General features: G+C 70.0%; 24 protein-coding genes. 14 read left to right on the top strand and 10 right to left on the bottom strand.

The features are described from left to right. Positions 1-95 precede the first annotated feature (95 nt). Entirely contained in the window at positions 96-800 is a 705-nt protein-coding gene (locus tag RWN05_RS13770) for a hypothetical protein (protein ID WP_314139933.1), read from the top strand. Positions 801-812: 12 nt separating this feature from the next. Here the strand turns inward: RWN05_RS13770 and RWN05_RS13765 are convergent, their stop codons facing one another. Further along, positions 813-1,751: a phosphoribosylaminoimidazolesuccinocarboxamide synthase gene (locus RWN05_RS13765; RefSeq protein WP_314139932.1), complete on the bottom strand. Its 939-nt coding sequence runs from the start codon at positions 1,749-1,751 to the stop codon at positions 813-815. A gap of 94 nt (positions 1,752-1,845) precedes the next feature. Here RWN05_RS13765 and RWN05_RS13760 point away from each other — a divergent pair, with 94 nt between their 5' ends. Both RWN05_RS13760 and RWN05_RS13755 read left to right on the top strand, forming a co-directional pair. After that, positions 1,846-2,487, top strand: coding sequence for a PadR family transcriptional regulator (locus RWN05_RS13760; RefSeq protein WP_314139931.1), 642 nt, complete (start codon positions 1,846-1,848; stop codon positions 2,485-2,487). A gap of 90 nt (positions 2,488-2,577) precedes the next feature. Next, positions 2,578-4,152 (top strand): DHA2 family efflux MFS transporter permease subunit, encoded by a 1,575-nt coding sequence (locus tag RWN05_RS13755; protein WP_314139930.1) that lies wholly within the window; start codon positions 2,578-2,580, stop codon positions 4,150-4,152. Between the two features lie 29 nt (positions 4,153-4,181). Here RWN05_RS13755 and RWN05_RS13750 read toward each other — a convergent pair whose 3' ends face one another. From RWN05_RS13750 to purD, 4 genes are read right to left on the bottom strand one after another with little or no spacing between them, the layout of a single operon-like run. Then, positions 4,182-4,664: a 2'-5' RNA ligase family protein gene (locus RWN05_RS13750; RefSeq protein ID WP_314139929.1), complete on the bottom strand. Its 483-nt coding sequence runs from the start codon at positions 4,662-4,664 to the stop codon at positions 4,182-4,184. Between the two features lie 17 nt (positions 4,665-4,681). Continuing rightward, the gene (locus tag RWN05_RS13745; protein ID WP_314139928.1) at positions 4,682-5,131 is read right to left on the bottom strand and encodes an MSMEG_6728 family protein; all 450 of its coding nucleotides are present in this window, start codon (positions 5,129-5,131) and stop codon (positions 4,682-4,684) included. A gap of 57 nt (positions 5,132-5,188) precedes the next feature. Continuing rightward, positions 5,189-6,067, bottom strand: a complete 879-nt coding sequence (locus RWN05_RS13740) for an alpha/beta fold hydrolase (protein ID WP_285038364.1) — start codon at positions 6,065-6,067, stop codon at positions 5,189-5,191. Between the two features lie 11 nt (positions 6,068-6,078). Continuing rightward, positions 6,079-7,344, bottom strand: a complete 1,266-nt coding sequence (purD, locus tag RWN05_RS13735; RefSeq protein WP_314139926.1) for a phosphoribosylamine--glycine ligase — start codon at positions 7,342-7,344, stop codon at positions 6,079-6,081. Between the two features lie 38 nt (positions 7,345-7,382). Here purD and RWN05_RS13730 point away from each other — a divergent pair, with 38 nt between their 5' ends. The 3 genes from RWN05_RS13730 to RWN05_RS13720 all read left to right on the top strand — a co-directional run bounded on the left by RWN05_RS13730 (position 7,383) and on the right by RWN05_RS13720 (position 9,858). Further along, on the top strand, positions 7,383-7,748 hold the full coding sequence (locus RWN05_RS13730; RefSeq protein ID WP_064294203.1) for a sterol carrier family protein: 366 nt from the start codon (positions 7,383-7,385) through the stop codon (positions 7,746-7,748). A 21-nt stretch (positions 7,749-7,769) separates the two neighbouring features. Beyond that, a complete protein-coding gene (locus tag RWN05_RS13725; protein WP_314139925.1) occupies positions 7,770-8,771 on the top strand; it encodes a glycosyltransferase family 2 protein in 1,002 nt (333 codons plus the stop codon). 82 nt (positions 8,772-8,853) lie between these two features. After that, positions 8,854-9,858: an NAD-dependent epimerase/dehydratase family protein gene (locus RWN05_RS13720; RefSeq protein ID WP_314139923.1), complete on the top strand. Its 1,005-nt coding sequence runs from the start codon at positions 8,854-8,856 to the stop codon at positions 9,856-9,858. 7 nt (positions 9,859-9,865) lie between these two features. Here RWN05_RS13720 and zapE read toward each other — a convergent pair whose 3' ends face one another. Further along, positions 9,866-11,011, bottom strand: coding sequence for a cell division protein ZapE (zapE, locus tag RWN05_RS13715; RefSeq protein ID WP_314139922.1), 1,146 nt, complete (start codon positions 11,009-11,011; stop codon positions 9,866-9,868). Between the two features lie 84 nt (positions 11,012-11,095). Between zapE and RWN05_RS13710 the strand changes: the two genes are divergently transcribed. The 3 genes from RWN05_RS13710 (at position 11,096) to purF (ending at position 14,214) form a co-directional block, all read left to right on the top strand. Then, positions 11,096-11,575, top strand: a complete 480-nt coding sequence (locus tag RWN05_RS13710; protein ID WP_071262414.1) for a DUF2273 domain-containing protein — start codon at positions 11,096-11,098, stop codon at positions 11,573-11,575. Beyond that, a complete protein-coding gene (purM, locus tag RWN05_RS13705; RefSeq protein WP_071262413.1) occupies positions 11,572-12,684 on the top strand; it encodes a phosphoribosylformylglycinamidine cyclo-ligase in 1,113 nt (370 codons plus the stop codon). Before RWN05_RS13710 ends, purM begins: the two co-directional genes overlap by 4 nt. Positions 12,685-12,756: 72 nt before the next feature. After that, positions 12,757-14,214 carry an amidophosphoribosyltransferase gene (gene purF, locus RWN05_RS13700; RefSeq protein ID WP_064294208.1) on the top strand — a complete coding sequence of 486 codons (1,458 nt, stop codon included), beginning with the start codon at positions 12,757-12,759 and terminating at the stop codon, positions 14,212-14,214. A 69-nt stretch (positions 14,215-14,283) separates the two neighbouring features. On the opposite strand, the gene RWN05_RS13695 is transcribed toward purF, so the two are convergent. Then, positions 14,284-15,471 carry a 2TM domain-containing protein gene (locus RWN05_RS13695; RefSeq protein ID WP_314139921.1) on the bottom strand — a complete coding sequence of 396 codons (1,188 nt, stop codon included), beginning with the start codon at positions 15,469-15,471 and terminating at the stop codon, positions 14,284-14,286. Between the two features lie 132 nt (positions 15,472-15,603). Then, positions 15,604-15,819 carry a DUF3073 domain-containing protein gene (locus RWN05_RS13690; RefSeq protein ID WP_064294210.1) on the bottom strand — a complete coding sequence of 72 codons (216 nt, stop codon included), beginning with the start codon at positions 15,817-15,819 and terminating at the stop codon, positions 15,604-15,606. A 207-nt stretch (positions 15,820-16,026) separates the two neighbouring features. Here RWN05_RS13690 and RWN05_RS13685 point away from each other — a divergent pair, with 207 nt between their 5' ends. Genes RWN05_RS13685 through RWN05_RS13670 form a run of 4 tightly spaced genes read left to right on the top strand, consistent with a single transcriptional unit; the run spans position 16,027 to position 17,948 of the window. Further along, a complete protein-coding gene (locus tag RWN05_RS13685; RefSeq protein WP_314139920.1) occupies positions 16,027-16,611 on the top strand; it encodes an HhH-GPD-type base excision DNA repair protein in 585 nt (194 codons plus the stop codon). A 4-nt stretch (positions 16,612-16,615) separates the two neighbouring features. Next, positions 16,616-17,140 carry a universal stress protein gene (locus RWN05_RS13680; protein WP_314139919.1) on the top strand — a complete coding sequence of 175 codons (525 nt, stop codon included), beginning with the start codon at positions 16,616-16,618 and terminating at the stop codon, positions 17,138-17,140. A gap of 53 nt (positions 17,141-17,193) precedes the next feature. Beyond that, positions 17,194-17,571, top strand: coding sequence for a CrcB family protein (locus tag RWN05_RS13675; protein WP_314139918.1), 378 nt, complete (start codon positions 17,194-17,196; stop codon positions 17,569-17,571). Further along, a complete protein-coding gene (locus RWN05_RS13670; protein ID WP_314139916.1) occupies positions 17,568-17,948 on the top strand; it encodes a CrcB family protein in 381 nt (126 codons plus the stop codon). Before RWN05_RS13675 ends, RWN05_RS13670 begins: the two co-directional genes overlap by 4 nt. 69 nt (positions 17,949-18,017) lie before the next feature. Here RWN05_RS13670 and RWN05_RS13665 read toward each other — a convergent pair whose 3' ends face one another. Continuing rightward, positions 18,018-18,308, bottom strand: coding sequence for a hypothetical protein (locus RWN05_RS13665; RefSeq protein WP_314139914.1), 291 nt, complete (start codon positions 18,306-18,308; stop codon positions 18,018-18,020). Positions 18,309-18,367: 59 nt separating this feature from the next. Further along, on the bottom strand, positions 18,368-20,371 hold the full coding sequence (locus RWN05_RS13660; RefSeq protein WP_399543036.1) for an APC family permease: 2,004 nt from the start codon (positions 20,369-20,371) through the stop codon (positions 18,368-18,370). Positions 20,372-20,632: 261 nt separating this feature from the next. Here RWN05_RS13660 and RWN05_RS13655 point away from each other — a divergent pair, with 261 nt between their 5' ends. Then, positions 20,633-21,139, top strand: coding sequence for a septum formation family protein (locus RWN05_RS13655; protein ID WP_285038356.1), 507 nt, complete (start codon positions 20,633-20,635; stop codon positions 21,137-21,139).

The raw sequence follows: 21,139 nt of genomic DNA, 5'->3' as shown, positions 1-21,139 counted from the left end.
TCCGGGGGCCAGCGCGGTCGATCCGCCGCGGATTTCCGCCGATCTCGGCTCGTGAATCCCGCCGCATGACCCACCTTGTGGGGTATCCTCGGGCCATGACGGTCACGACTCGCCACCCCGGGGTGGTCCGTGTCGGTGGTCGCCTCATGGTCGTGGATCCCTTCGCGGAACGAGGCGAGCTCACCGAGGGTCAGCAGCGCGGTCACCAGCTGCGGCGGAGGATCACCCTCCTGCTCGGTGCCTTCCTCCTCCTCGCGGGCTTCGTCCTCGGTGCGACGGCGGGCGTGCTGGTCGAGTGGTGGCTCGTGCACGACGAACGCTCGTCCGTGTCACTCCCCGGCTTCGACCCGGATTGGGCGCCCGGGCTCGACGTCGTCGGCGCCTTGCTCGGTGCGATCCTCGTCGCCGTCCTCCTGCTCGCGTCGGCCGAGCGACGCAACCGCCGCCGCCGACTGGACGGCGGACACCAGCCGTCGCGGTGGATCGATCCGCTCAACGATCACCTCATCGGGCTGAGTGACGACCTTCCGTGGACCTCGCTCTGGACGCTGACGCGCATGTACGCCACTGCGGAGCGGCTGCAGCGGGAGCTCGTGGAGCGCAGCGGCACACGCAGCGAGGTGGGCAGTGACGATTCATGCGATCTCGTCGAGGCACGGCTCGCGGCCGACGATGCACGCGACGCGCTCGAGAAGACGGCCACGCTCATGGGTGTCATCGTGCCGGAGGGGCCGCTGCCCGATGCGCAGGCCATCCTGGCCGACAGTGCTCGGCTCCGTGCCCGTCGGAAGACGAGCTGACCGGTACCTCGATCAGCGACCGGTGCCGGTGAGGCGCTCGAGGAGTTCGCGGTAGCGGGCGGCCGTCTGCGTGACGATCTCGGCAGGCAGGGTCGGTGGTGTGGGCGTCGAGGCGTCGTTTTGGTCCCAGTTGTGGGCCAACCAGTTGCGGACGATCTGCTTGTCGAAACTCGCCATCCGTGCGGTGGGGTCGTCGCTCGTCAGGTAGACGTCGCGGTCCCAGTATCGGCTGGAGTCGGAGGTGAGCACTTCGTCGCCGAGCGTGATGACGCCGGTCGCCGGGTTGCGGCCGAACTCGAACTTCGTGTCGGCGAGGATGACGCCGTGACGCTCCGCCGTGAGCGATGCCGTCTCGTAGATGCCGAGTGACAGGTCCTTCAGTGCGACCGCGTCGTCCTCGCCGATGAGTTCGACCATGCGGCTGAACGAGATGTTCTCGTCGTGCTCGCCGAGCGGCGCCTTGTACGCGGGGGTGAACAGCGGCTCGGGCAGGCGATCGCCGTCGCGCAGACCGTCGGGCAGCGGGATGCCGCAGACGGTGCGGTTCGCGACGTACTCCTTCCAGCCGGAGCCGGTGAGGTAGCCGCGGACGACGCACTCGACGGGGAACATGTCGAGCTTCCTGACGAGCATCGCGCGCCCGGCGAACTCCACCGGGATGCTGGACACCGCGACGCCCGCGGCGTCGAGCTCATGATCGGGCACGAGGTGGTTCGGCACCTCGCGGAGCTGGTCGAACCACCAGAGGCTCAGGCTGGTGAGCAGATCGCCCTTGCCGGGGATGCCCGGCTCGAGGACATGGTCGAAGGCGCTCACCCGGTCGCTCGCGACGACGAGCAGGAGGTCGTCGGGGCCGGCGGCCGGCTCGTACAGGTCGCGGACCTTGCCCGAGTAGACGTGGTTCCAGGCGTTGGTCTCCGAGGGTGCGCTCACTCGTTCATTATCGCGCATGGCCTCCTCTCTGGCCGATCGTCGGCCTTGCGTCAGCGTCGACGGCAGCGTATATTCCATGTGGAATAGTTCGAGCGGAACGATGGTGGGGGTCATGGGCAAGGTCAAGCCGCTCGGTCCGCTCGCCGTCGCCGCGCTCGGGTATCTGGCCGAGCGACCCATGCACCCCTACGAGATGTACCAACTCGCGCTCCACCGCCAGGAGGACCGCGTCGTCAAGGTGAGTCCCGGCTCGCTCTACCGCGCCGTCTACGGACTCGAGGCCGACGGCCTCGTGCTCGCTTCCGGGACCGACCGCGAGGGAGCCCGTCCCGAGCGCACCATGTTCGAGATCACCGATCTCGGTCGGCACCTGCTGGGGGAGCGGCTGCGCGAGCTGCTCAGCACCCCCACGAACGAGTACCCGGAGCTCGGGCTCGCGCTGTCCGAGGCCCACGAACTGGGCGCCGAGGAGGTGCGGATGCTGCTCGAGACCCGTATCCTCCGGCAGCAGGCCGAGCTCGCCGACCTCGATCGCCGCATGACGTGGGCGCTCGAACGCGGGATCCCGCGCGTGTACTGGATCAACGTCCCCTACTCGGCCGCCATGGTGCGCGCCGAGATCGCCCACCTCGAATCGCTCCTCGCCGAGATCGCCGACGGTGCACTCGCCTGGCACGTGCCGGGGACCCGTGCGCCACTCCACGAGCAGGCGGCGACCCCGCCCGTGTCGGCTCAGCCGACGCCCTCCACCTGAACCTCCGGGACGACCGACCAGTCCGGCCGGCGGTCCCGCTCATCCTCGCGTCCCGAACGCGAACCCGTCCTCCATGCAGAAAGGGACATCATGTCCGCATCCCCCACGCCGCCGCCCGCCGGCGTCCCGTCTCCTGCGAAGGGGGCGGTGCGCCCCTGGCCGGCGCTCTGGTCGCTCGTCATCGGCTTCTTCATGATCCTCATCGACACGACCATCGTGTCCGTGGCGAACCCCGCGATCATGCGCGGCCTCGACACCGACATCAACAACGTCATCTGGGCCACGAGCGCCTACCTGCTCGCCTACGCCGTGCCGCTCCTCATCACCGGTCGTCTCGGCGACCGCTTCGGCCCGAAGAACCTCTACCTCACCGGTCTCGTCGTCTTCACCCTCGCCTCGCTCTGGTGCGGCCTGTCGGGCTCCATCGAGATGCTCATCGTCGCCCGCGTCGTGCAAGGTCTCGGTGCGGCGCTCATGACCCCGCAGACGATGGCCGTCATCACGCGCATCTTCCCGCCGGATCGCCGTGGCGCGGCCATGGGTCTCTGGGGAGCGACCGCCGGTGTCGCGACGCTCGTCGGCCCGATCCTCGGCGGCGTGCTCGTCGACGGCTTCGGGTGGGAATGGATCTTCTTCATCAACGTGCCCGTCGGTGTCATCGGCTTCATCATGGTCTGGCGCAACGTCCCCGCGCTCGCCACGCACCCGCACAAGTTCGACGTGCTCGGGGTCGTCCTCAGCGGGCTCGGGATGTTCCTCCTCGTGTTCGGCATCCAGGAGGGCCAGAGCTACGACTGGGGCACGATCACCGGTCCGATCACCGTGTGGAGTCTCATCATCGCCGGTGTCGTCGTCCTCGGCCTGTTCGTCGTGTGGCAGGCCGTCATGAAGGGTGAGCCGCTGCTCCCGCTGGCGTTGTTCCGCGATCGCAACTTCTCGGTCGGCAACCTCGCGATCTCGACGATCGGGTTCACGATCACGAGCATGTCGCTGCCGCTCGTCTTCTTCTACCAGACCGTCCGCGGCCTGACCCCGACGCAGTCCGCGCTCATGCTCGTCCCGATGGCCGTGCTCTCCGCTGGCCTCGCGCCCGTGGTCGGGCGGGCGATCGACCGCGTGAACCCGAAGTGGTTCGCGCTCGCGGGGCTCCTCCTGCTGGCCCTCGCGCTCGGCTGGTACTCGATCCTGCTCACGCCGGAGCAGCCGATCCTCATGCTGCTCCTCCCGAGCGCCGTCCTCGGTCTCGCCAACGGATTCATGTGGGGCCCGGTCTCCAATCTCACCACCCGGGGGCTCCCGCAGCACCAGGCCGGCGCCGGCTCAGGTGTGTTCAACACGACCCGTCAGATCGGAGCCGTCCTCGGCAGCGCCGCGATCGCCGCGCTCATCCAGGGACGCCTCGCGGCCGAGCTGCCCGCCGCTCCCGGTGGGGCGACCGGGGGCGTGAGCGAGGTGACGGGCGGCGAGCTGCCCGAGTTCCTGCACGCCGGCTTCACCACCGCGATGGCCCAGTCGCTGCTCCTGCCCGCAGCGTTGGCGCTCGTGGGCGCCGTCGTGGTGCTGTTCTTCCAGAAGCCGAAGGCGGCGTCCTGGTCGACCCCGGAGACGCAACACGGTCAAGCGACCGCAGCGGCCGAGGCGGCGAGTCGCGCAGTCGCCGAGTGACGCGTTCGGAGCGACGACACCGGGTCGGCTCAGGTATCGACGAGGTCGCTGACCGTCCTGGTGCCGTCGTTCCAGAATCGGAGGCCGAGGACCCGTCCGTCCGGGAGCGGGCCGATCGCAGCCAAGGTGTCGAGCGCTTTGGCCGTCTGCTCCCGGGTCAGCCGACGGGAGAGCGTGACGTGCGGCGTCCAGAACCCCGGCCGAGTGTGGTCGGAGGCGCCCTGGACCAGCGCGGCGATCCGGTCGTGCAGCTCGAGCAGCGCCACCCCTGGGACGACACCGAGCGCGAGGACCGCGCCCGACCGACGAGGGAAGAACAGCGGGGCGCCGAGGCGGACGGGGAACGGTCGGAAGTCGGGTCGTCCCTGCAGCTCCAGCGTCGCCCCAGCGGACATGGTGACGTGCGGACGGTTGCTGGCACCCTGGTGGGTGGACAGGCTCGGTAAGCCGGCCTCGGTCAGGGCGCGCCATCGAGCCCGGACGGCCGCGTCGAGCTCGTCGTCGAAGGTCACATCGACACTGTCCGTCATCAGTCGGTCGGCACCGGCCAGACGTCGTCGAGCGTCGCCGGGTCGTCGGGGAAGATCCCGCTGTAGAGCTCCGGCGCTTTGGCGAGGAGCTTGGACCGGTGGGAGCGATGGACGTCGGCCCGCCCGAGCCACGGCGGCAGCTCGAAGTCGTCCGCCTCGTAGGCTTCGAGGTCGTCCGGAGCGTCGGCGAGTGCCAGCAGGGTCTTCTCGAGGCAGGTGTCGGCGTGACCTCGGCCGACCCAGACCGCGCAGGTGGCGACCTGGTAGTCCATGAGCGCGGGCCGATACCCTCGCCACATCGCCGTCACCGGATGATGCTGCCAGCCGTACCCCGGGACGATGAGCGCCTTCATCACCTGCAGCGTCTCCACCCGCTGCTTGCCCAACCGCTTGTCGTCGAGGACCTCGGCACTCGCCAGGAAGTCGGGGTAGGGGAGGAACGTCTGCACCCTCCCAGTCAACACGGTGGCGGCGCCCGTCGACAGGGCTTGCGGTCCTGGACCGCCTCAGTCGACGGGGAAGAACGGGGAGACGGCTGCGGCGAAGGATCGCGGCTGCTCCACCCAGGGGTAGTGTCCGCACCCGTCGAGCACGATCGCCTGGCCGAGGGGGAACCGCTGCGCGAGGGCGACGACGGGCGCGAGTCCCGTCAGGCCGTCCTCGGAACCCGCGACCACGAGCACGGGTGCCGTGACGGTTCGGAGGGCGTCGCGGATGTCCTCGACCTCGTCGATCGTGGGGGTGTGCACGAACGCGTCCTGCGCGGCCGGGTGCCAGGCGCCCAGACGCTCGTGTTCGCGGGCGGTGTCGTCCCACTCGCCCCAGGCGATGGGCGCCACCGCCGGGAACAAGCGGTTCCCCGACGCGGAGTCCGGCGCCGCGAGCAGCGCGGGCAGCGCCTCGAGGAAGCCGGGGTACCAGTCCTCCGCCGCGTGCCGGGCGATGATCTCCGCGCTGTCGTCGTCCGTGTCGACGAGCCAGGTGGCGGGTGGCGTGATGAGGCACAGGCGGTCGAGCCGGTGCGGGTAGCGCGCGGCGTAGCTCACGGCGACGCGGGTACCGGCGGAGTGCCCGAGGAGTTCGAGGCGGTCGACGTCCAGCCAGCGACGCACGGCCTCGACGTCCTCGGCGAGTTCCGGCCAGCTGGCCGCAGCGGTCGACGATCCGCTCTCGGACCGTCCGACCCCGCGCTGGTGCAGCAGGATGAGGCGACGCCTGGTGCTCAGGCCCGCGAGATCGCCGAGGTAGACCGGGTGACGCGCCGGACCGCCGGCGAGGACGACGAGGGGCGGCAAGGCGTCGTCGCCGATCACGTCCACGTGCAGCCTGGTGCCGTCGTGACTCTCGACGACGGCCGACGACCCGAGTCCCGCTGCTGCGCTCATCCGGGCCGCGATCAGGAGACGCGTGCGGCGATGTCGGTGCGGTACTGACCGCCCTCGAGTTCGATGCGCGACAGCGCCTCGTACGCACGTCCGCGTGCCTCCGGGAAGGTGGATCCGAGGGCCACGACGTTGAGGACGCGGCCGCCGGTGGCGACCAGGCCACCGTCGACGTCGGCCGTGGCCGCGTGCACGAGGTGGACCCCCTCGACGGCGACGGCGGCGTCGAGGCCGGTGATGCTCCGGCCGGTGACAGGCGTTTCGGGGTAGTTCTGGCTCGCGAGCACCACGGTCACCGCGCTCGCCTCGGCGAACGCGGGCCGTGGCTGCTGGTCGAGCGTGCCGGTGGCCGAGCCGAGCAGGAGCGCCGACAGCGGGGTGACGAGCCGGGGGAGGACGACCTGCGTCTCCGGGTCGCCGAAGCGTGCGTTGAACTCGATCACGCGGATTCCGCGTTCCGTGAGGATGAGCCCGGCGTAGAGGAGCCCCTGGAACGGGTTGCCCTCCGACGCCAGCTGCCGTACGACGGGGACGGCGACGGTCTCCAGGACCTCGTCGACGAAGGCCGTCTCGCTCCCGAAGCGGTTGTCGAGCCAGGGCAGCGGGGAGTAGGCGCCCATCCCGCCGGTGTTCGGGCCGGCGTCGCCGTCGAGCAGTCGCTTGTAGTCCTGCGCGGGGGAGAGCGGGAGCACCGTCTCGCCGTCGGTGATGAAGAAGAGGGAGACCTCCTGGCCGTCGAGGAACTCCTCGACGAGGACGCCGTCGTAGCCCAGCCAGTTGGTGGCGTGCTGGATGGCCGCGTCGCGGTCGTGGGTGACGAGGACGCCCTTGCCCGCCGCGAGGCCGTCGGCCTTGACGACGTACGGGGCACCGAAGTCGTCGAGCGCGGCGATCGCTGCGTCGAGGTCCTCGGCGCGGACCGCGCGACCGGTGGGCACGCCGGCTTCGTCCATGATCCGCTTCGCGAAGGACTTCGAGCCCTCGAGCGCGGCCGCCGAGCGGTTGGGGCCGAAGACCGGGATGCCGGCGGCGCGCAGCTTGTCGGCCACGCCGGCGACGAGCGGGGCCTCGGGCCCGATGACGACGAGGTCGACCGCTTCGTCGCGGGCGAAGTCACGCACGATCGAGGGGTTCTCCTGGTCGATGCCGACCACGGTCACGTCGCCCGCGATGCCCGCGTTGCCGGGGGCGGCGATGATGTGGTGCCCGGCCTCTTCGGAGAGGAGAGCCTTGATGATGGCGTGCTCGCGAGCACCGGAACCGAGGACGAGGATCTTCACCCGTCTAGCTTAAGGCGCAATGGCCTAGCCTCGAATGCATGGCCAGACCCAGGATCACGGACGCCGTCGGTCGCGCTGCCCTGGAGCAGGCGCTCGGGGACGCACCGGCGTCGCGCACGGACACGGCGACAGCGGTCCGCTACCTGTTGGAGCTCCTCGTCGAACGGGCACCCGGCAACACCGTCGAGGTGCGGGTGCCGCCGTTCGGCGCAGTGCAGTGCATCGAGGGCCCCCGCCACACCCGAGGCACGCCGCCGAACGTCATCGAGATGGATGCGCCGACCTGGCTCGCCCTCGCCTCAGGCCGCATCGACTGGACCACGGCGATGGCCGGCGGCACGGTGCACGCGTCCGGCCAACGCGCGGACCTCACGGGCCTCGTGCCACTGCTGCTGCCGCGCTGACGTTCCGGGTACATTGGTGCGGTGACCTCCGACATCGAAGCCCCTGCCGAGACGACGCTCGACGCGACGATCGTCATCCCCACGTACAACGGCGAGATGTACCTCGAACAGATCCTCTCCGCCATCGAGGCCCAGGAGTACGACGGCACCTTCGAGACCCTCGTCATCGATTCCGGTTCCACCGACCGCACGCTCGACATCGTCGCAGCCCACCCCGATGTCCGGCTGCACGTCATCCCGAACAGCGAGTTCGGCCACGGCCGGACCCGCCAGCTCGCCGCCCGGCTCGCCCGCGGGAAGTACGTCGCGTACCTCACGCACGACGCCATCCCCGGCGACTCCCGATGGCTCCATGAGCTCACCGCTCCGCTCGACCCCGACGGCATGGACGTCGTCGCCGTCATGGGCAAGCAGATCGCACGCCCGACCTGCTTCCCGCTGCTGAAGTACGAGATCCACGACGTCTTCCACAACTTCGGGCCGGACTTCGGCACGACGGTCTTCGCGAACGACGGCTTCGCCGACGGGAACGGCGGACTGCTCGACGCCCTCGCGTTCTACTCCGACGTCAATTCGGCGACCCGCCGCGAACTCCTGCTCGGCGCCATCCCGTACCGCGACCTCCCGTACTCCGAGGACATGGCGTTCGGCGCCGACATCATCGCGGCCGGCCTGCGGAAGGCGTACGCGCCGCGGGGCTGGGTCATCCACTCGAACGACCTCACCCTCGACGAGTACCGCAAGCGCATCTTCGACGAGACGACGGCGTTGCGTCGGATCGGCAAGCCCGTGGCGCGGCTCCGGCGGTCCCGGCAGATCGGCTACACCGTCGTCGGCGCCATCCGTGATGCGAAGCGGATCATCCGCGACAAGGAGTACGGCTGGAAGCGCCGGGCGTACTGGTTCGTCATGAACCCCGCGTACCACGCGGCCAAGTGGAGCAGCTACTACACGGCCTCACGCGTCGACCTGAACGACGAGGCCGCTATGCGGGCCGGGTCGCTGGAGCACAGTCGCAAGTAGCCCGCACGCGACGCTCGACTCGGGCCCGCTGCTCCCAGCGAACGGGGTGGTGCATCACCGCCTCGTGCGCTGTGATGGAGGCATGAGCACGAAACGGCTGTTGGTCCTGGGCGGGACGGAGTTCGTCGGGCGAGCGGTCGTCGACGAGGCCGTCGCCGCCGGCTGGGAGGTCACCGTCTTCCATCGCGGCACGAACCGGTCCTCCCCGTCGGACGCCGTCAGCGTGCTGCACGGCGACCGGACGCTGCCCGGCGGACTCGACGCGCTCCGGGTCGGGTCGTGGGACCTCGCCGTCGACACTTGGTCATGGGCTCCGGTCGCCGTCCGCGACGCGGCCGCGCTGCTGGCCGACCGGGTCGGGAGCTACGTCTACGTCTCGAGCCGTTCCGTCTACGCCGACCCGCTTCCCGCCGGAGCTTCGGAGGACGCGCCGGTCGTCGACGGATCGGCGCACGACGAGGGCTTCGCGGACTACGCCCGTGCCAAGCGCGGCGGTGAGCTGGCCGCCGTGCAGGCGTTCGGCGATCGAGTGGTCCTCGCGCGGGCCGGTCTCATCCTCGGACCGCACGAGAACATCGGTCGACTGCCGTGGTGGCTGGCGCGGATCGCCGAGGGCGGTGCGGTGCTCGCCCCCGGCGCCGCCTCCGACCCCATCCAGTACATCGATGCGCGGGATCTCGCGGCCTTCCTCCTCACGGCCGGTTCGACGGGCGCGAGTGGTGCGTTCAACGTCGTGAGCGAGCCGCGGGCGGCCACGCTGGGCGATCTGCTCGACGCCTGTATCGCCGCGACCGGGTCAGGTGCGATCCTGCGCTGGGTGGATCAGGAGCGGGTGCTCGCGGCCGGGATCCAACCCTGGACCCAGCTCCCCGTCTGGCTTCCGACTGGACCCCACGCGGACGCGATGCATCACGGTGACGTCTCGCGTGCGATCGCGGCGGGTCTCCGTCGTCGTCCGCTCGCCGAGACCGTCGCCGACACCTGGGATTGGCTGCAGGCCCTCGGCGGTGTGGCGCCGCAGCGTCCGGACCGCCCCGTCGTCGGACTGGACCGTGCCCTCGAGCGGGCCGTGCTCGCCGGAAGCTGAGCGGCTGTCAGCGGACCTCGCGGAGCAGGGCGAGCCGACTGCGCGTCCTGACCGCGTCGCGGGCGAAGCCGCCCGGCCCGAGGGCGGGGTCGGTCACGAAGGTCTCCCGGTCGGTGGCGGCCACGACGTGGAGTTCGACGCCGAGATCGCACAGGGCGTCGATGAGCAGGACGAACCGGGCGCGCGCCTCCCTGGTGAGGGCATGGGATTCGGGCAGGGCGTCGAGCACCCACCGGTCGTAGTCCGCCGCCCAGGCGAGGTAGTCGCCCACGGAGGTCGGACGTTCGATGAGTTCGGCGCTGGCGAACCACACCATGCCGTCGCGCGTGGCGGCCGCGTGGAACGTGTGGCCACTGATCGTCAACGTCGTCGCCTCGCCCGGCCCCGGTCGGTGGAGGCCGAGGGTCGCGAGGCGGGCGTCCGCGGCCTCGCCGGCGATGGACCAGCTGCCACGGGCGAAGCCGTCGCGGTGACTGACCGGCGAACTGCGACGGTGGTCGGTCGAGCCGGCGAGTTCGAGCACCTGCATGTTCGCCTCGATCAGGGCGATGCCGGGCTCGAAGACGTGATGGTACGCCGGGTCCGGCAGGAGGTCCTGCGGCCGGAAGTTCGAGCTCGCCAACAGGGTCACCTGTCGGGCGAAGAGGGCATCGAGCAGCCGGATCATGAGGGTGCCGTCGCCGGGATCGTGCACGTGGAACTCGTCGAAGAGCACGACGTCCACGTCGGCGAGCAGCTCGTCGACGGCTTGCTCGACCGCGTTCGTCACCGCTCCCGCCGCCGCCCGGGACGCGACGCCCGGCTCGCCCGTCGCGCGGGCCGCGTCGGCGGCCTCCGCGCGGACCCGGTGGATCGCGGCGTGCAGCCCGCGGAAGAAGGAGTGGAAATGGACGCGACGCCGCCGCTGCGTCGGGAGCGCCGCGAAGAACGCGTCGAGGAGCCAGGTCTTGCCCCGCCCGGCCGCACCCCACAGGTACAGGTGTGCGGGTCGATCGTCGGCGATCCGGAGCGATGCCAGGCGCCTCGCCACCTCCAGCTGCTCCGGCTCGAGCGTGAACCCGGCGTCGGCGGCGGCGGACTCGACCGCCGAGAGCAGGGCGTCGCCGGGAGGGATCGGAGCGGGATCGGTCGTCTCGGTCCCCGTCGTGTCCACCGCTCGATCGTACCCGTCGGCTCGTCGACCGCGGCCGTTCACCATCGGTTCACGATGCCCAGGATCGTGGGGGAGAATGGAGGCATGACAGACGCCACCGGGCAGCCAGCACCGGAAGCTCAGCACCCATCCGAACCGACCGGTCCGACGCCCTCGACCGAGCCCGACACCGAGGTCGCGACCGTGTACTCCTCCGGTTCGGTCTCGGTGCGCCGGTCACCCCGCTACTGGCGGTTCCTCGTCATCGGTGCCTTCGTCGGTGTCATCGCCGCACTCATCCTCACCTTCGCGTTCCCGGGGAGCGCCGACTACTCGCTCACCCAGGTGTTCGGGTTCCTCCTGCTCGTGTGCGTCGTGGTCTTCGGTGCGATCGCCCTCGTCGTCGGTCTCCTCATCGACCGCTCCATGGCGCGACGGACGCGGATCGTCGCAGCGGATAGAGTTGACGTGCATCCAGCCGGGACCCCCGCGGCCGACGCGGAACCGACCGGTTCCGTCAGTGCCGAGCCAGGTGAGTCCGGCCCCCCGAATCCACCCATCGCAGAAGGTTCAGGACGGTCATGACCTCATCCACCAGCTACCGGGAGGCCGGTGTCGACACGGCGGCCGGTGACCGCGCCGTCGAGCTCATGAAGGCCGCCGTCGCGAAGACGCACGGCCCGGAGGTCTTCGGCGGCTTCGGCGGGTTCGCCGGCCTGTTCGACGCCTCGGCCCTCACGGCCTTCCGTCGGCCCCTGCTCGCGACGTCGACCGACGGCGTCGGCACGAAGGTCGCGATCGCCCAGGCCATCGACAAGCACGACACCATCGGCCAGGACCTCGTCGGCATGGTCGTCGACGACATCGTCGTGGTCGGTGCGAAGCCGCTCTTCATGACCGACTACATCGCCTGCGGCAAGGTCCACCCGGAGCGCATCGCCTCCATCGTCGCGGGCATCGCCCGGGCCTGCTCCGACACCGGGACGGCGCTCATCGGCGGCGAGACCGCGGAGCACCCCGGACTCCTCGGGGTCGACGACTACGACGTCGCCGGCGCCTGCACCGGTGCGGTCGAGGCGGACGCCATCCTCGGTGAGCACCGCGTCGAGGACGGCGACGTCGTCCTGGCGCTCGCCTCCTCTGGCCTGCACTCGAACGGCTTCTCCCTCGTGCGGCACATCCTCGCCCAGGCAGGCGTCGGCTACGCCGACCACAGCGACGAGCTCGGCACGACGTTCGGCGAGGCCCTCCTCGAGCCGACGCGGCTCTACACCCTGCCCCTCCTGCGGCTGCTCGACTCCCCGGCCTTCGCGGGTGGCGTCCACTCGCTCAGCCACGTCACCGGCGGCGGGATCGCCGCCAACCTCGCGCGCGTCCTGCCCAAGGGGTCCTGGGCCGAGGTCGACCGCTCCACCTGGAGCCCGTCACCGGTGTTCCGCACCCTGAGCGAGCTGGCCGGATCCTCGCTCGAGTCGAGCGAGGGCACCTGGAACCTGGGCGTCGGGTTCTTCGCCGTCGTCTCGCCGGCGGTCGCCGACGGCGTCACGGCCGCCCTCGAGGCCGACGGGATCGCGACCTGGCAGGTCGGCACCGTGCACCTCGGCGACGACGCCGCAGACCTCAGCGCGTTCGAACAGGGTGCCAAGGGGGTCGACGGCGGCGCCGTCCGTCTCGTCGGCGCCTACCGCGACTAGTCCCACCGCTCTCCGGCCCACCTTCCTCCGTTCCGCCACTCGCCCAGCACGAACCCCAAGGAGTCCCCACGCATGTGCGGCATCGTCGGCATCGTCTCAACCGAGCCTGCCAACCAGCAGGTCTACGACAGCCTCCTGCTCCTCCAGCACCGCGGTCAGGACTCCACCGGCATCGCCACCGCCGACGGCAGCACCTTCCACATGGTCAAGGCCAAGGGCCAGGTGCGTGAAGCCTTCCGCACCCGCGACATGCGCTCGCTCCTCGGCAACATGGGCCTCGGCCACGTGCGCTACGCGACGAAGGGCGACGCCGCCAACGAGAGCGAGGCGCAGCCGTTCTACGTGAACGCGCCCTACGGCATCACGCTCATCCACAACGGCAACCTCACGAACACGCGCGAGCTCAGCAAGGACCTGTTCCACGTCGACCGTCGTCACGTGAACTCCACGAGCGACACCGAGCTGCTGCTCAACGTCCTCGCGACGGAGCTGCAGGGTCAGATCAGCGGCCTCGACCTCGATCCCGACCAGGTGTTCAACGCCGTCGAGAACGTGCACGAGCGGGTCGAGGGCTCCTACGCGACGATCGCCCTCATCGCCGGTCACGGCCTGCTCGCCTTCCGCGACCCGTTCGGTATCCGCCCGCTCATCCTCGGCAAGCGCCAGACGGGCATGGTCGGCAACGACTGGGTGGTCGCCTCGGAGTCGCTCGTCCTCGAAGCCGGCGGCTACGAGATCGTCCGCGAGATCGCCCCGGGAGAGGCCGTCTTCATCACCGCGTCGGGCGAGCTGTACTCGCGGCAGTGCGCGAAGAACCCGCGGCTCGTGCCGTGCTCCTTCGAGTACGTCTACCTCGCGCGCCCCGACTCCGTCATGAACGGCATCTCGGTCTACGAGGCCCGGCTGCGTCTCGGCAACCGGCTCGCCGACACCATCGCCGAGTACACGCCGATGGGCGACATCGACGTCGTCATGCCGATTCCGGACTCCTCCCGTCCAGCGGCCATGCAGGTCGCGCAGAAGCTCGGCATCGAATACCGCGAGGGCTTCTACAAGAACCGGTACGTGGGGCGCACCTTCATCATGCCGGGCCAGGCGCAGCGCAAGAAGAGCGTCCGTCAGAAGCTCAACGCGATGGGCTCCGAGTTCAAGGGCAAGAACATCCTCATCGTCGACGACTCGATCGTCCGCGGGACGACGTCGAAGGAGATCGTCGACATGGCGCGTCTCGCCGGTGCCAACAAGGTGACCTTCACCTCCGCCGCACCGCCGGTCCGCTACCCCCACGTGTACGGCATCAACATGCCGTCCCGCCAGGAGCTCGTCGCACACGGTAAGAAGATCCCCGACATCGCGCGTGAGTTGGGCGCTGACAACCTCATCTACCAGGAGGTCGCCGACATGAAGGCCGCCATCCTCGAGGGCTCCGGCATCAGCGACCTCGAGATGAGCTGCTTCACCGGCGAGTACGTCACCGGTACGGTCTCCGAGGAGTACCTCGAGTGGGTGGAGCGCTCACAGCTCTCCTGAGCCCTGCCTGAACGACGAAGCGCGCGAGCCCCGAGGGGATCGCGCGCTTCGTCGTTCAGAAACCGACTGCTACTCCGGCGTACCGGGCTGCTCGAGCGGTGCCGGCGTGGCCGCGGGGGCCGCCTTCGGCTTCGTCGTGCGCGGCTTCGCCGGTGCCTTCGCGGTGGCCGGCTTCGCTGCGGCGCCCGTCGTCTTCGTCGACGGTGCCTTCGCGGCTGCGGTCTTCGGCGTCGTGGTCTTGGCCGCTGCCGCCTTGGGCGTCGTCGAACCGGTGGTGGCGCGCGTCGAACTCGTCTTGCGGACGGTGGTCCCCGCGGCCGTCGCCGTGGTCGTCTTCGCGGCGGGCTTCCGAGCCGTCGTCGAACGCGTCGTCGTCGACCGGCTGGTCGAGGTGCGGGGCGCGCTCACGGCCGCGGCCGGTGCGGCGGCCGACACGGTCTCGTCGCGTCCGGTCGTGTCGGCGGCTCCGGTCTCGTCGCTCGCGAGGCGCGCCTCGGTCTCGTCGGCGGCGGCTGCGACGGTCTCCGCGTCGCCGGTGGACGTCGACTCCAGGACGATCGACTCGGCCGGTTCGGCGGAGGTGTCCGGTGCGGCGGCGGCCTCGGGCGCGCGGTCGGTGCCGGAGAAGACCGCGGCGAACTGCTCGGTCGGGGTGGGCTCGGCGGCGCGCACCCAGTCCGAGGTGGGCTCCGCGGCCGGAGCCTCAGCGGTCGGAGCCTCGGTCGACGGTGCCTGGTAGGCGCCGTACTGCTGCGTCGCCTGGGAGCCCTGCTGGGTCTGCGTCGTGCCGTATCCGCCGGTCTGGCCACCGGCATACTGCGAGGTGTCGTAGGCGGTGGTCTGTCCGTACTGCGCGGGGTCGTACACGGGCGCCTGGCCGGTCTGGCCCGCCTGGTAGGGGTGCTGCTCGTAACCGCTCTGACCGGCGTACGGTGCCTGCGTGGAGTTCGGCTGCGAGGCGGCCTCGCGAGCGGCAGCGCGCTGCTGCTGCTGGTTCACGAGGCGCGCGACCTCGGCGTCGATGGCGTCCTCGGTGATGTGCTTGGACGGACCGTAGGCGTCGAGTCCGACGAAGACCAGGGCGATGCCCATCACGAAGATCGGCCAGATCGGCCAGAAGTACCCCCAGGCGCCGGTGAGGAGCCAGATGACGATCAGGAGGACGGAGACCGCACCCCAGACGGCGAGAAACTGCTTGAAATCGTGCTGCGCCTTCAGGCGCTTCTTGGCGGCAACGCGGAGTTCGTCGGTGTTCATCCGTCCAGGCTAGTCTCCGCCCAGCGAGAACTCCATTTGCCGACATTCGTCTGGGAGATCACCCGGCCGAGACGTGCCGGAGCGATGGCGAACCGCTGATGCAGACGCGCCGGAACGGTGGGAAGGACGCGCCTACGCGCCCTTCGCCTCACCGTCGGCGTACTTCTCGGCGTACTCAGCCCACTTGGCGATCTCGTCGTCGTAGCTCTCGTCGACGCCCGTGCCCGGGTGGTCGACGGAGTGCCCAGTGAGCTCGCGCTCGAGCGCGTTGTAGTTCACGTCCGGGCTGAACGACTTGAGCTCACGAGCGATCTTCGTGTGCTTTGCCTTTTGACGGCCACGACCCATGCGAGACCCCCTCATGATTTTCTGACCGGCCGCGCTTGCGGGGCGTCCGGGGCTTTCGCCTACCAGGGAACGATAAAGACTAGCGTTGAGCTTACCATGCCGCCCGTGGGCGGGGCGCTCGTACGGGGACGGTCCGGCGCGCACCGCTGCCGACACCGCGACGGAACGGGGCTGGGCCAGCACGCCGAGTGGTGGGACGATGGACCCATGACCGGAACCCTGCACATCACCGGAGATGCGGACGCCGACCGCCTGTTGTCGACCGACCCGCTCGCCCTCCTCGTCGGCATGCTGCTCGATCAGCAGGTGCCGATGGAGACCGCGTTCGCCGGCCCGCTGAAGATCAGCGACCGCCTCGGTTCCTTCGACGCGGCCACCATCGCGCGGGAAGAACCCGAGGCGTTCGCCTCGCTCTTCAAGACGAGTCCCGCCGTGCACCGGTTCCCGGGTTCCATGGCCGGCCGGGTGCAGGGGCTCTGCGCCGCGATCGTCGACGATTGGGACGGCGACGCTGAGGCGATCTGGACGCGCGACGCGCCCGACGGCCCGGAGATCCTGAAGCGCCTGCTCGCCCTGCCGGGGTTCGGTGAGCAGAAGGCGAAGATCTTCCTCGCGCTGCTCGGCAAGCAGTACGGGCTCGACGCCGCCGACTGGCGGGAAGCGTCGGCGCCCTACGGCGAGGACGGCAGCCTCCGGTCCGTCGCCGACATCGTCGACCCGGAGTCGCTCGCGCAGGTGCGGGCGGCGAAGCAGGCGGCCAAGGCCGCCGCGAAGCACGCGAAAGGGGAGTGAGGACATGGTCGAAGCGCAACGGTCGGCCGCGATCGTGGTCGGTGTCACGCCGGGGCAACCCGACACCGTGCTCGTCGAGGCGGCGTCGTTCGCGCAGGCCTTCGCCTGCCGGCTCGTCCTCGCCCACGTCGACGCGAGCAGGTTCGTCGTGGTCGAGAACGTCGACGGCACCGTCACGTCACTCCCGTTCGACGCCGATCTGCACGACTTCGATCCGGAGCCCGTCGATCCCGGCCTGGAGGCGACGGCGCATCGCCTCCTCGACGACACCGGCGTCGCCTGGGAACTGACCCAGCTCGCCGGTGATCCGGCACGTGCCCTCGGTCGGCTCGCCGATTCGGTGTCCGCCCGGGCGATCATCGTCGGGACCCGGGAGCGGGGCCTCCGGAAGGGCATCCTCGAGTTCTTCAACGGGTCCGTCGCCGCGACGCTGGCCCACCGGCAGGCGCGTCCGGTGGTCGTGGTCCCGCTCGCGCCGAGCGCCACCGACGAACCGCTCTGGGACGCCCCCGCCGGCGACCTGCGGTGACGGCCGCTCCGACGGGGACGCGGGCTCCGCACCTCCGGCCCGCCACGATCGCGATGGTCGCGCTCGGAGGCGCGATCGGGACGGGCGCCCGCGAGGCGATCTCCCTCGCGGTCCCGCCCATCGGCGGTGTCCCCGTGGCCATCCTCGGCATCAACGTCGTCGGCGCCTTCCTGCTCGGCCTCCTCCTCGAGTCGCTCCTCCGACACGGGCCCGACGACGGCCGTCGACGCGATGTCCGCCTGTTCCTCGGCACCGGCGTCCTCGGCGGCTTCACGACGTACAGCGCGCTCGCGGCCGACAGCAGCGTCCTCCTCATCGAGGGGAACGCTCTGGTGGGGGTGCTGTACGCGGTGGGGAGCGTCGTGATGGGCGTCCTCGCGAGCTGGGGCGGCATCGTCCTCGCCCGACGGATCGGCGATGGCCGCTCGTGACGCCCTGGCTCTTCCTCGCGATCGCGGCGGCCGGCGGTGTCGGCGCCGCTGCTCGCTTCGTCGTCGACGGCCTCATCCGGTCCCGCGTGGGCGGCGCGTACCCCTGGGGCACGACCGTCATCAACGTCAGCGGGTCGCTCCTGCTCGGCCTCGTCACGGCGCTGGCCCTCGGCGGGGTCGTCGACGAGGCGTGGCGGCTCGTCCTCGGGGGCGGGCTGCTCGGTGGGTACACGACGTTCAGCACCGCGAGCATCGAGACCGTCCGGCTGCTCCACGACGGACGTTCCCGGGCCGGATCGACCAACGCGTTGGGCATGCTCGTCGCGTCGGTCGTCGCGGCCCTGGTCGGCTACGGGCTCGGTTCGCTCTTCGCCTAGCCGCCCGTTCGCCCAAAGATGGGCGAATGAGTATTCGTTCGCCCGAAGATGGGCGAACGAATACGGCGGCTACGCCTCGAAGCGGCGGTTGTGCCGGAGGTTCAGCACGATCGGGATCCCGAGGGCGACGACGAGCAGGAGGATGCTCCAGAAGCCGATCTCCGACCACAGCAGGAAGACCCCGGAGACCCCGAGCCCACCCGACAGGCCGCGCAGGATGATGGTGAACTGCGGGAGTCGCTGCGGGCGGCCGTGCCACATCGGCAGCGGCGAGTCGGGGTTCGCGGCGATGAGTCGGACCATCGACAGCGTCCCGAAGACGGCCGCGAGGAACAGCAGCGAGAGACCCCAGGTGAACATGTCCCCAGTCTGTCAGTCGGCGGCCGACCCCTCACGCCGTCGCCGGAGCGCGTGGCCGATCAGGAGCGCGGCTGCCCCGTGTTGCGGTCGATGTGCGGCTTCCGCTCGATCGGCTTCTTGACGCGGACGATCTCGCCCCGTCGCTCCTGGCCGGGCAGCGGCCGTGACCGACGTCCGTAGATGAGCTCCGAGGAGTCGAGCAGCCAGGGCACGAGGGCGACGGTCACGCCGTGGACGAGCATGATCTGGTTGCGGATCCGCGACGCCCGCCGGTTGTGGAGGAGGCTCTCCCACCAGTGCCCGACGATGTACTGCGGCATGTAGACGGTCACGACCTCGGCGCCGTGCTCAGCACGGTGCGCCTTGATGTACTTCGCGAGCGGCATCGCGAACTCGCGGTACGGCGACTCAAGGATGACGAGGGGAACGTGGATGTTCTGTTCGATCCACTGCTGTTCGAGGAGCTTCGTGGCCTCGGGGTCGACCGACATGTGGACCGCTTCGAGGCTGTCGTGCTTCGCGGCGATCGCGTAGTCCAGGGCCTTGAGGATCGGCTTCTGCATCTTGCCGACGAGGACGATCGCGTGGTCGCCGGTCGCACCGAAGGTCGTGGTCGGGTCGACCTCGACCTCCTTCTCCACGTCGCGGTAGTAGCGGTTCACGCCGAGCATGAGGATGAAGAGGATCGGCATGAGCACGAAGACGAGCCAGGCGCCGTGGGTGAACTTCGTGATCGTGACGACGATGAGGACGCTCGCGGTGAGCAGGGCGCCGAACGCGTTGATCGCGAGTCCGCGGTAGACGGAGCCGCGGTTGTCGCAGCCCTCCCGGAGCATCCGCAGCCAGTGCTTCACCATGCCCGTCTGGCCGAGCGTGAACGACACGAACACCCCGATGATGTACAGCTGGATGAGCTGGGTGAGGTTCGCCTGGTAGACCACGAGGATCGCGCATGCGGCGAGACCCAGGATGATCATGCCGTTCGAGAACACGAGGCGGTCGCCGCGGGTGTTGAGCGACTTGGGGGCGTAGGAGTCGCGCGCGAGGACCGCACCGAGCAGCGGGAAGCCGTTGAAGGCAGTGTTGGCTGCGAGGAGGAGGACGCACGCGGTCGCCGCCTGGATGAGGAAGAACGGGATGCTGTTCGCGCCGAAGACCGCGGTCGCGACCTGTGCCATGAGGCTCGGCTGCGGCGTCGTCGCGCAGTCCGCGAACCCCTCGAGGTGACAGGCGTTCTCGGCGTAGTGCACGCGGGAGATGAGGGCGAGTGCGGTGAGGCCGACGAACAGCACGATCGCGGTGCCGCCCATGAGGACCAGCGTCTTCTGGGCGTTCTTGATCTGCGGGCGGCGGAACGCGGGCACACCGTTCGAGACCGCTTCGACACCGGTGAGTGCCGAGCAACCGGAGGAGAAGGCGCGCAGGAGGAGCAGGATGAACGCCGCCTGGGTGAGGCTCTCACCCTGCACGGTGAACTCGGCGCTCGAAGCGACCGGGGCGTCGCCCATGACGGTGCGGGCGAGTCCTGCGACGATCATGACGAGCACGCTCGCGATGAAGAAGTAGGTGGGGATCGCGAAGGCCTTGCTCGACTCCCGGACACCGCGCAGGTTGACGGCCATGAGGACGAGGACGAATCCGACGGCCAGCTCGACGCGCCACGGGTTGAGCCCGGGGATCGCGGAGATGATGTTGTCGACGCCCGAGGCCACCGAGACGGCGACCGTCAGGACGTAGTCGACGAGGAGGGCGGAGGCGACCACGAGGCCGGCCTTCTCGCCGAGGTTCCGGTGGGCGACCTCGTAGTCGCCACCGCCCGACGGGTACGCCTTGATGAGCTGCCGGTAGCTCGCGACGACCACGACGAGGAGGATCACGACGCACGCGGCGACCCACGGCGCGAAGCTCAGGAAGGCGAGCCCGCCGAGCGTCAGGATCATGAGGAGTTCCTGCGGTGCGTACGCCACACTCGACAGTGCGTCGCTCGCGAAGATCGGCAGCGCGAGCCGTTTGGGGAGGAGCTGGCCCTCCAGGTTCTCGGTCGGCAGCGGGTCCCCGATCAACCAGCGTTTTGCCGATCGTGGTTCTGTCCCGGGCTCTCGACCCTCAGTTGTCACGAGCGGCGATATTACTCCTTCGGGAACCGGAGTCAAGCGGGGATGAGCTGGATGGACAGGCATCGTCACCCGACCGTGACGCAGTGTTCATCGACCGGGGGAGTGGCGGACCGGAATGGTCGACCAATATCCTGATCGACGGCTGTCGCCGGGCTGTGAGCCCGGACAGTCGCTCGTGATCGACCACCCACCTCAAGGACCCTCATCGTGACCGCTCGCCGTCGTCTCCTCCCGCTCGCCCTCGCCGCCCTCGCCGCGACCCTGACGCTCTCCGGGTGCAGTGTCGTGGAGGGCATCCTCCCGAAGCCCGCCGAGACCCGGGACGCGCAGTCCGGCGAGATCGTCGGTGGAGGTACGACGGACGTCTTCACCCTTTCGGTCGGCGACTGCCTGAACGACGAGTCGTCGTCCGACGAGGTCACGGAGGTGCCGACCGTGCCCTGTTCCGAGCCCCACCAGTACGAGGTGTACGGCGAGGTCACGCTGACCGGCGACGAGTGGCCCGGCGAGGAGGCCGTCACGCAGCAGGCCGACGACGGTTGTTACGCGCAGTTCCAGGCGTTCGTCGGGATCGTCTACGAGGACTCCAACCTCGAGTTCAACTACTACACGCCGACCGAGGCCAGCTGGAACGGGGTGGACGACCGGCTCGTCACCTGCGTGATCTACGACTCCGAGGCGACCACGGGCTCGCTGGCCGGGGCCGCACGGTAG

The sequence above is a fragment of the uncultured Plantibacter sp. genome, from assembly GCF_963518075.1.
GTDB classification, from domain to species: domain Bacteria; phylum Actinomycetota; class Actinomycetes; order Actinomycetales; family Microbacteriaceae; genus Plantibacter; species Plantibacter flavus_A.
The sequence above is the reverse complement of the archived record's forward strand: the minus strand, read 5'-3'. Positions and strand labels throughout refer to the sequence as shown.

Excerpts from the sequence above, each read along its gene's own strand:
- RWN05_RS13770 (WP_314139933.1), top strand. The coding sequence starts at position 96 with ATGACGGTCACGACTCGCCACCCCGGGGTGGTCCGTGTCGGTGGTCGC.
- RWN05_RS13765 (WP_314139932.1), bottom strand. The coding sequence starts at position 1,751 with ATGCGCGATAATGAACGAGTGAGCGCACCCTCGGAGACCAACGCCTGG.
- RWN05_RS13760 (WP_314139931.1), top strand. The coding sequence starts at position 1,846 with ATGGGCAAGGTCAAGCCGCTCGGTCCGCTCGCCGTCGCCGCGCTCGGG.
- RWN05_RS13755 (WP_314139930.1), top strand. The coding sequence starts at position 2,578 with ATGTCCGCATCCCCCACGCCGCCGCCCGCCGGCGTCCCGTCTCCTGCG.
- RWN05_RS13740 (WP_285038364.1), bottom strand. The coding sequence starts at position 6,067 with ATGAGCGCAGCAGCGGGACTCGGGTCGTCGGCCGTCGTCGAGAGTCAC.
- RWN05_RS13730 (WP_064294203.1), top strand. The coding sequence starts at position 7,383 with ATGGCCAGACCCAGGATCACGGACGCCGTCGGTCGCGCTGCCCTGGAG.
- RWN05_RS13720 (WP_314139923.1), top strand. The coding sequence starts at position 8,854 with ATGAGCACGAAACGGCTGTTGGTCCTGGGCGGGACGGAGTTCGTCGGG.
- RWN05_RS13710 (WP_071262414.1), top strand. The coding sequence starts at position 11,096 with ATGACAGACGCCACCGGGCAGCCAGCACCGGAAGCTCAGCACCCATCC.
- purM (WP_071262413.1), top strand. The coding sequence starts at position 11,572 with ATGACCTCATCCACCAGCTACCGGGAGGCCGGTGTCGACACGGCGGCC.
- purF (WP_064294208.1), top strand. The coding sequence starts at position 12,757 with ATGTGCGGCATCGTCGGCATCGTCTCAACCGAGCCTGCCAACCAGCAG.
- RWN05_RS13695 (WP_314139921.1), bottom strand. The coding sequence starts at position 15,471 with ATGAACACCGACGAACTCCGCGTTGCCGCCAAGAAGCGCCTGAAGGCG.
- RWN05_RS13690 (WP_064294210.1), bottom strand. The coding sequence starts at position 15,819 with ATGGGTCGTGGCCGTCAAAAGGCAAAGCACACGAAGATCGCTCGTGAG.
- RWN05_RS13685 (WP_314139920.1), top strand. The coding sequence starts at position 16,027 with ATGACCGGAACCCTGCACATCACCGGAGATGCGGACGCCGACCGCCTG.
- RWN05_RS13680 (WP_314139919.1), top strand. The coding sequence starts at position 16,616 with ATGGTCGAAGCGCAACGGTCGGCCGCGATCGTGGTCGGTGTCACGCCG.
- RWN05_RS13675 (WP_314139918.1), top strand. The coding sequence starts at position 17,194 with ATGGTCGCGCTCGGAGGCGCGATCGGGACGGGCGCCCGCGAGGCGATC.
- RWN05_RS13665 (WP_314139914.1), bottom strand. The coding sequence starts at position 18,308 with ATGTTCACCTGGGGTCTCTCGCTGCTGTTCCTCGCGGCCGTCTTCGGG.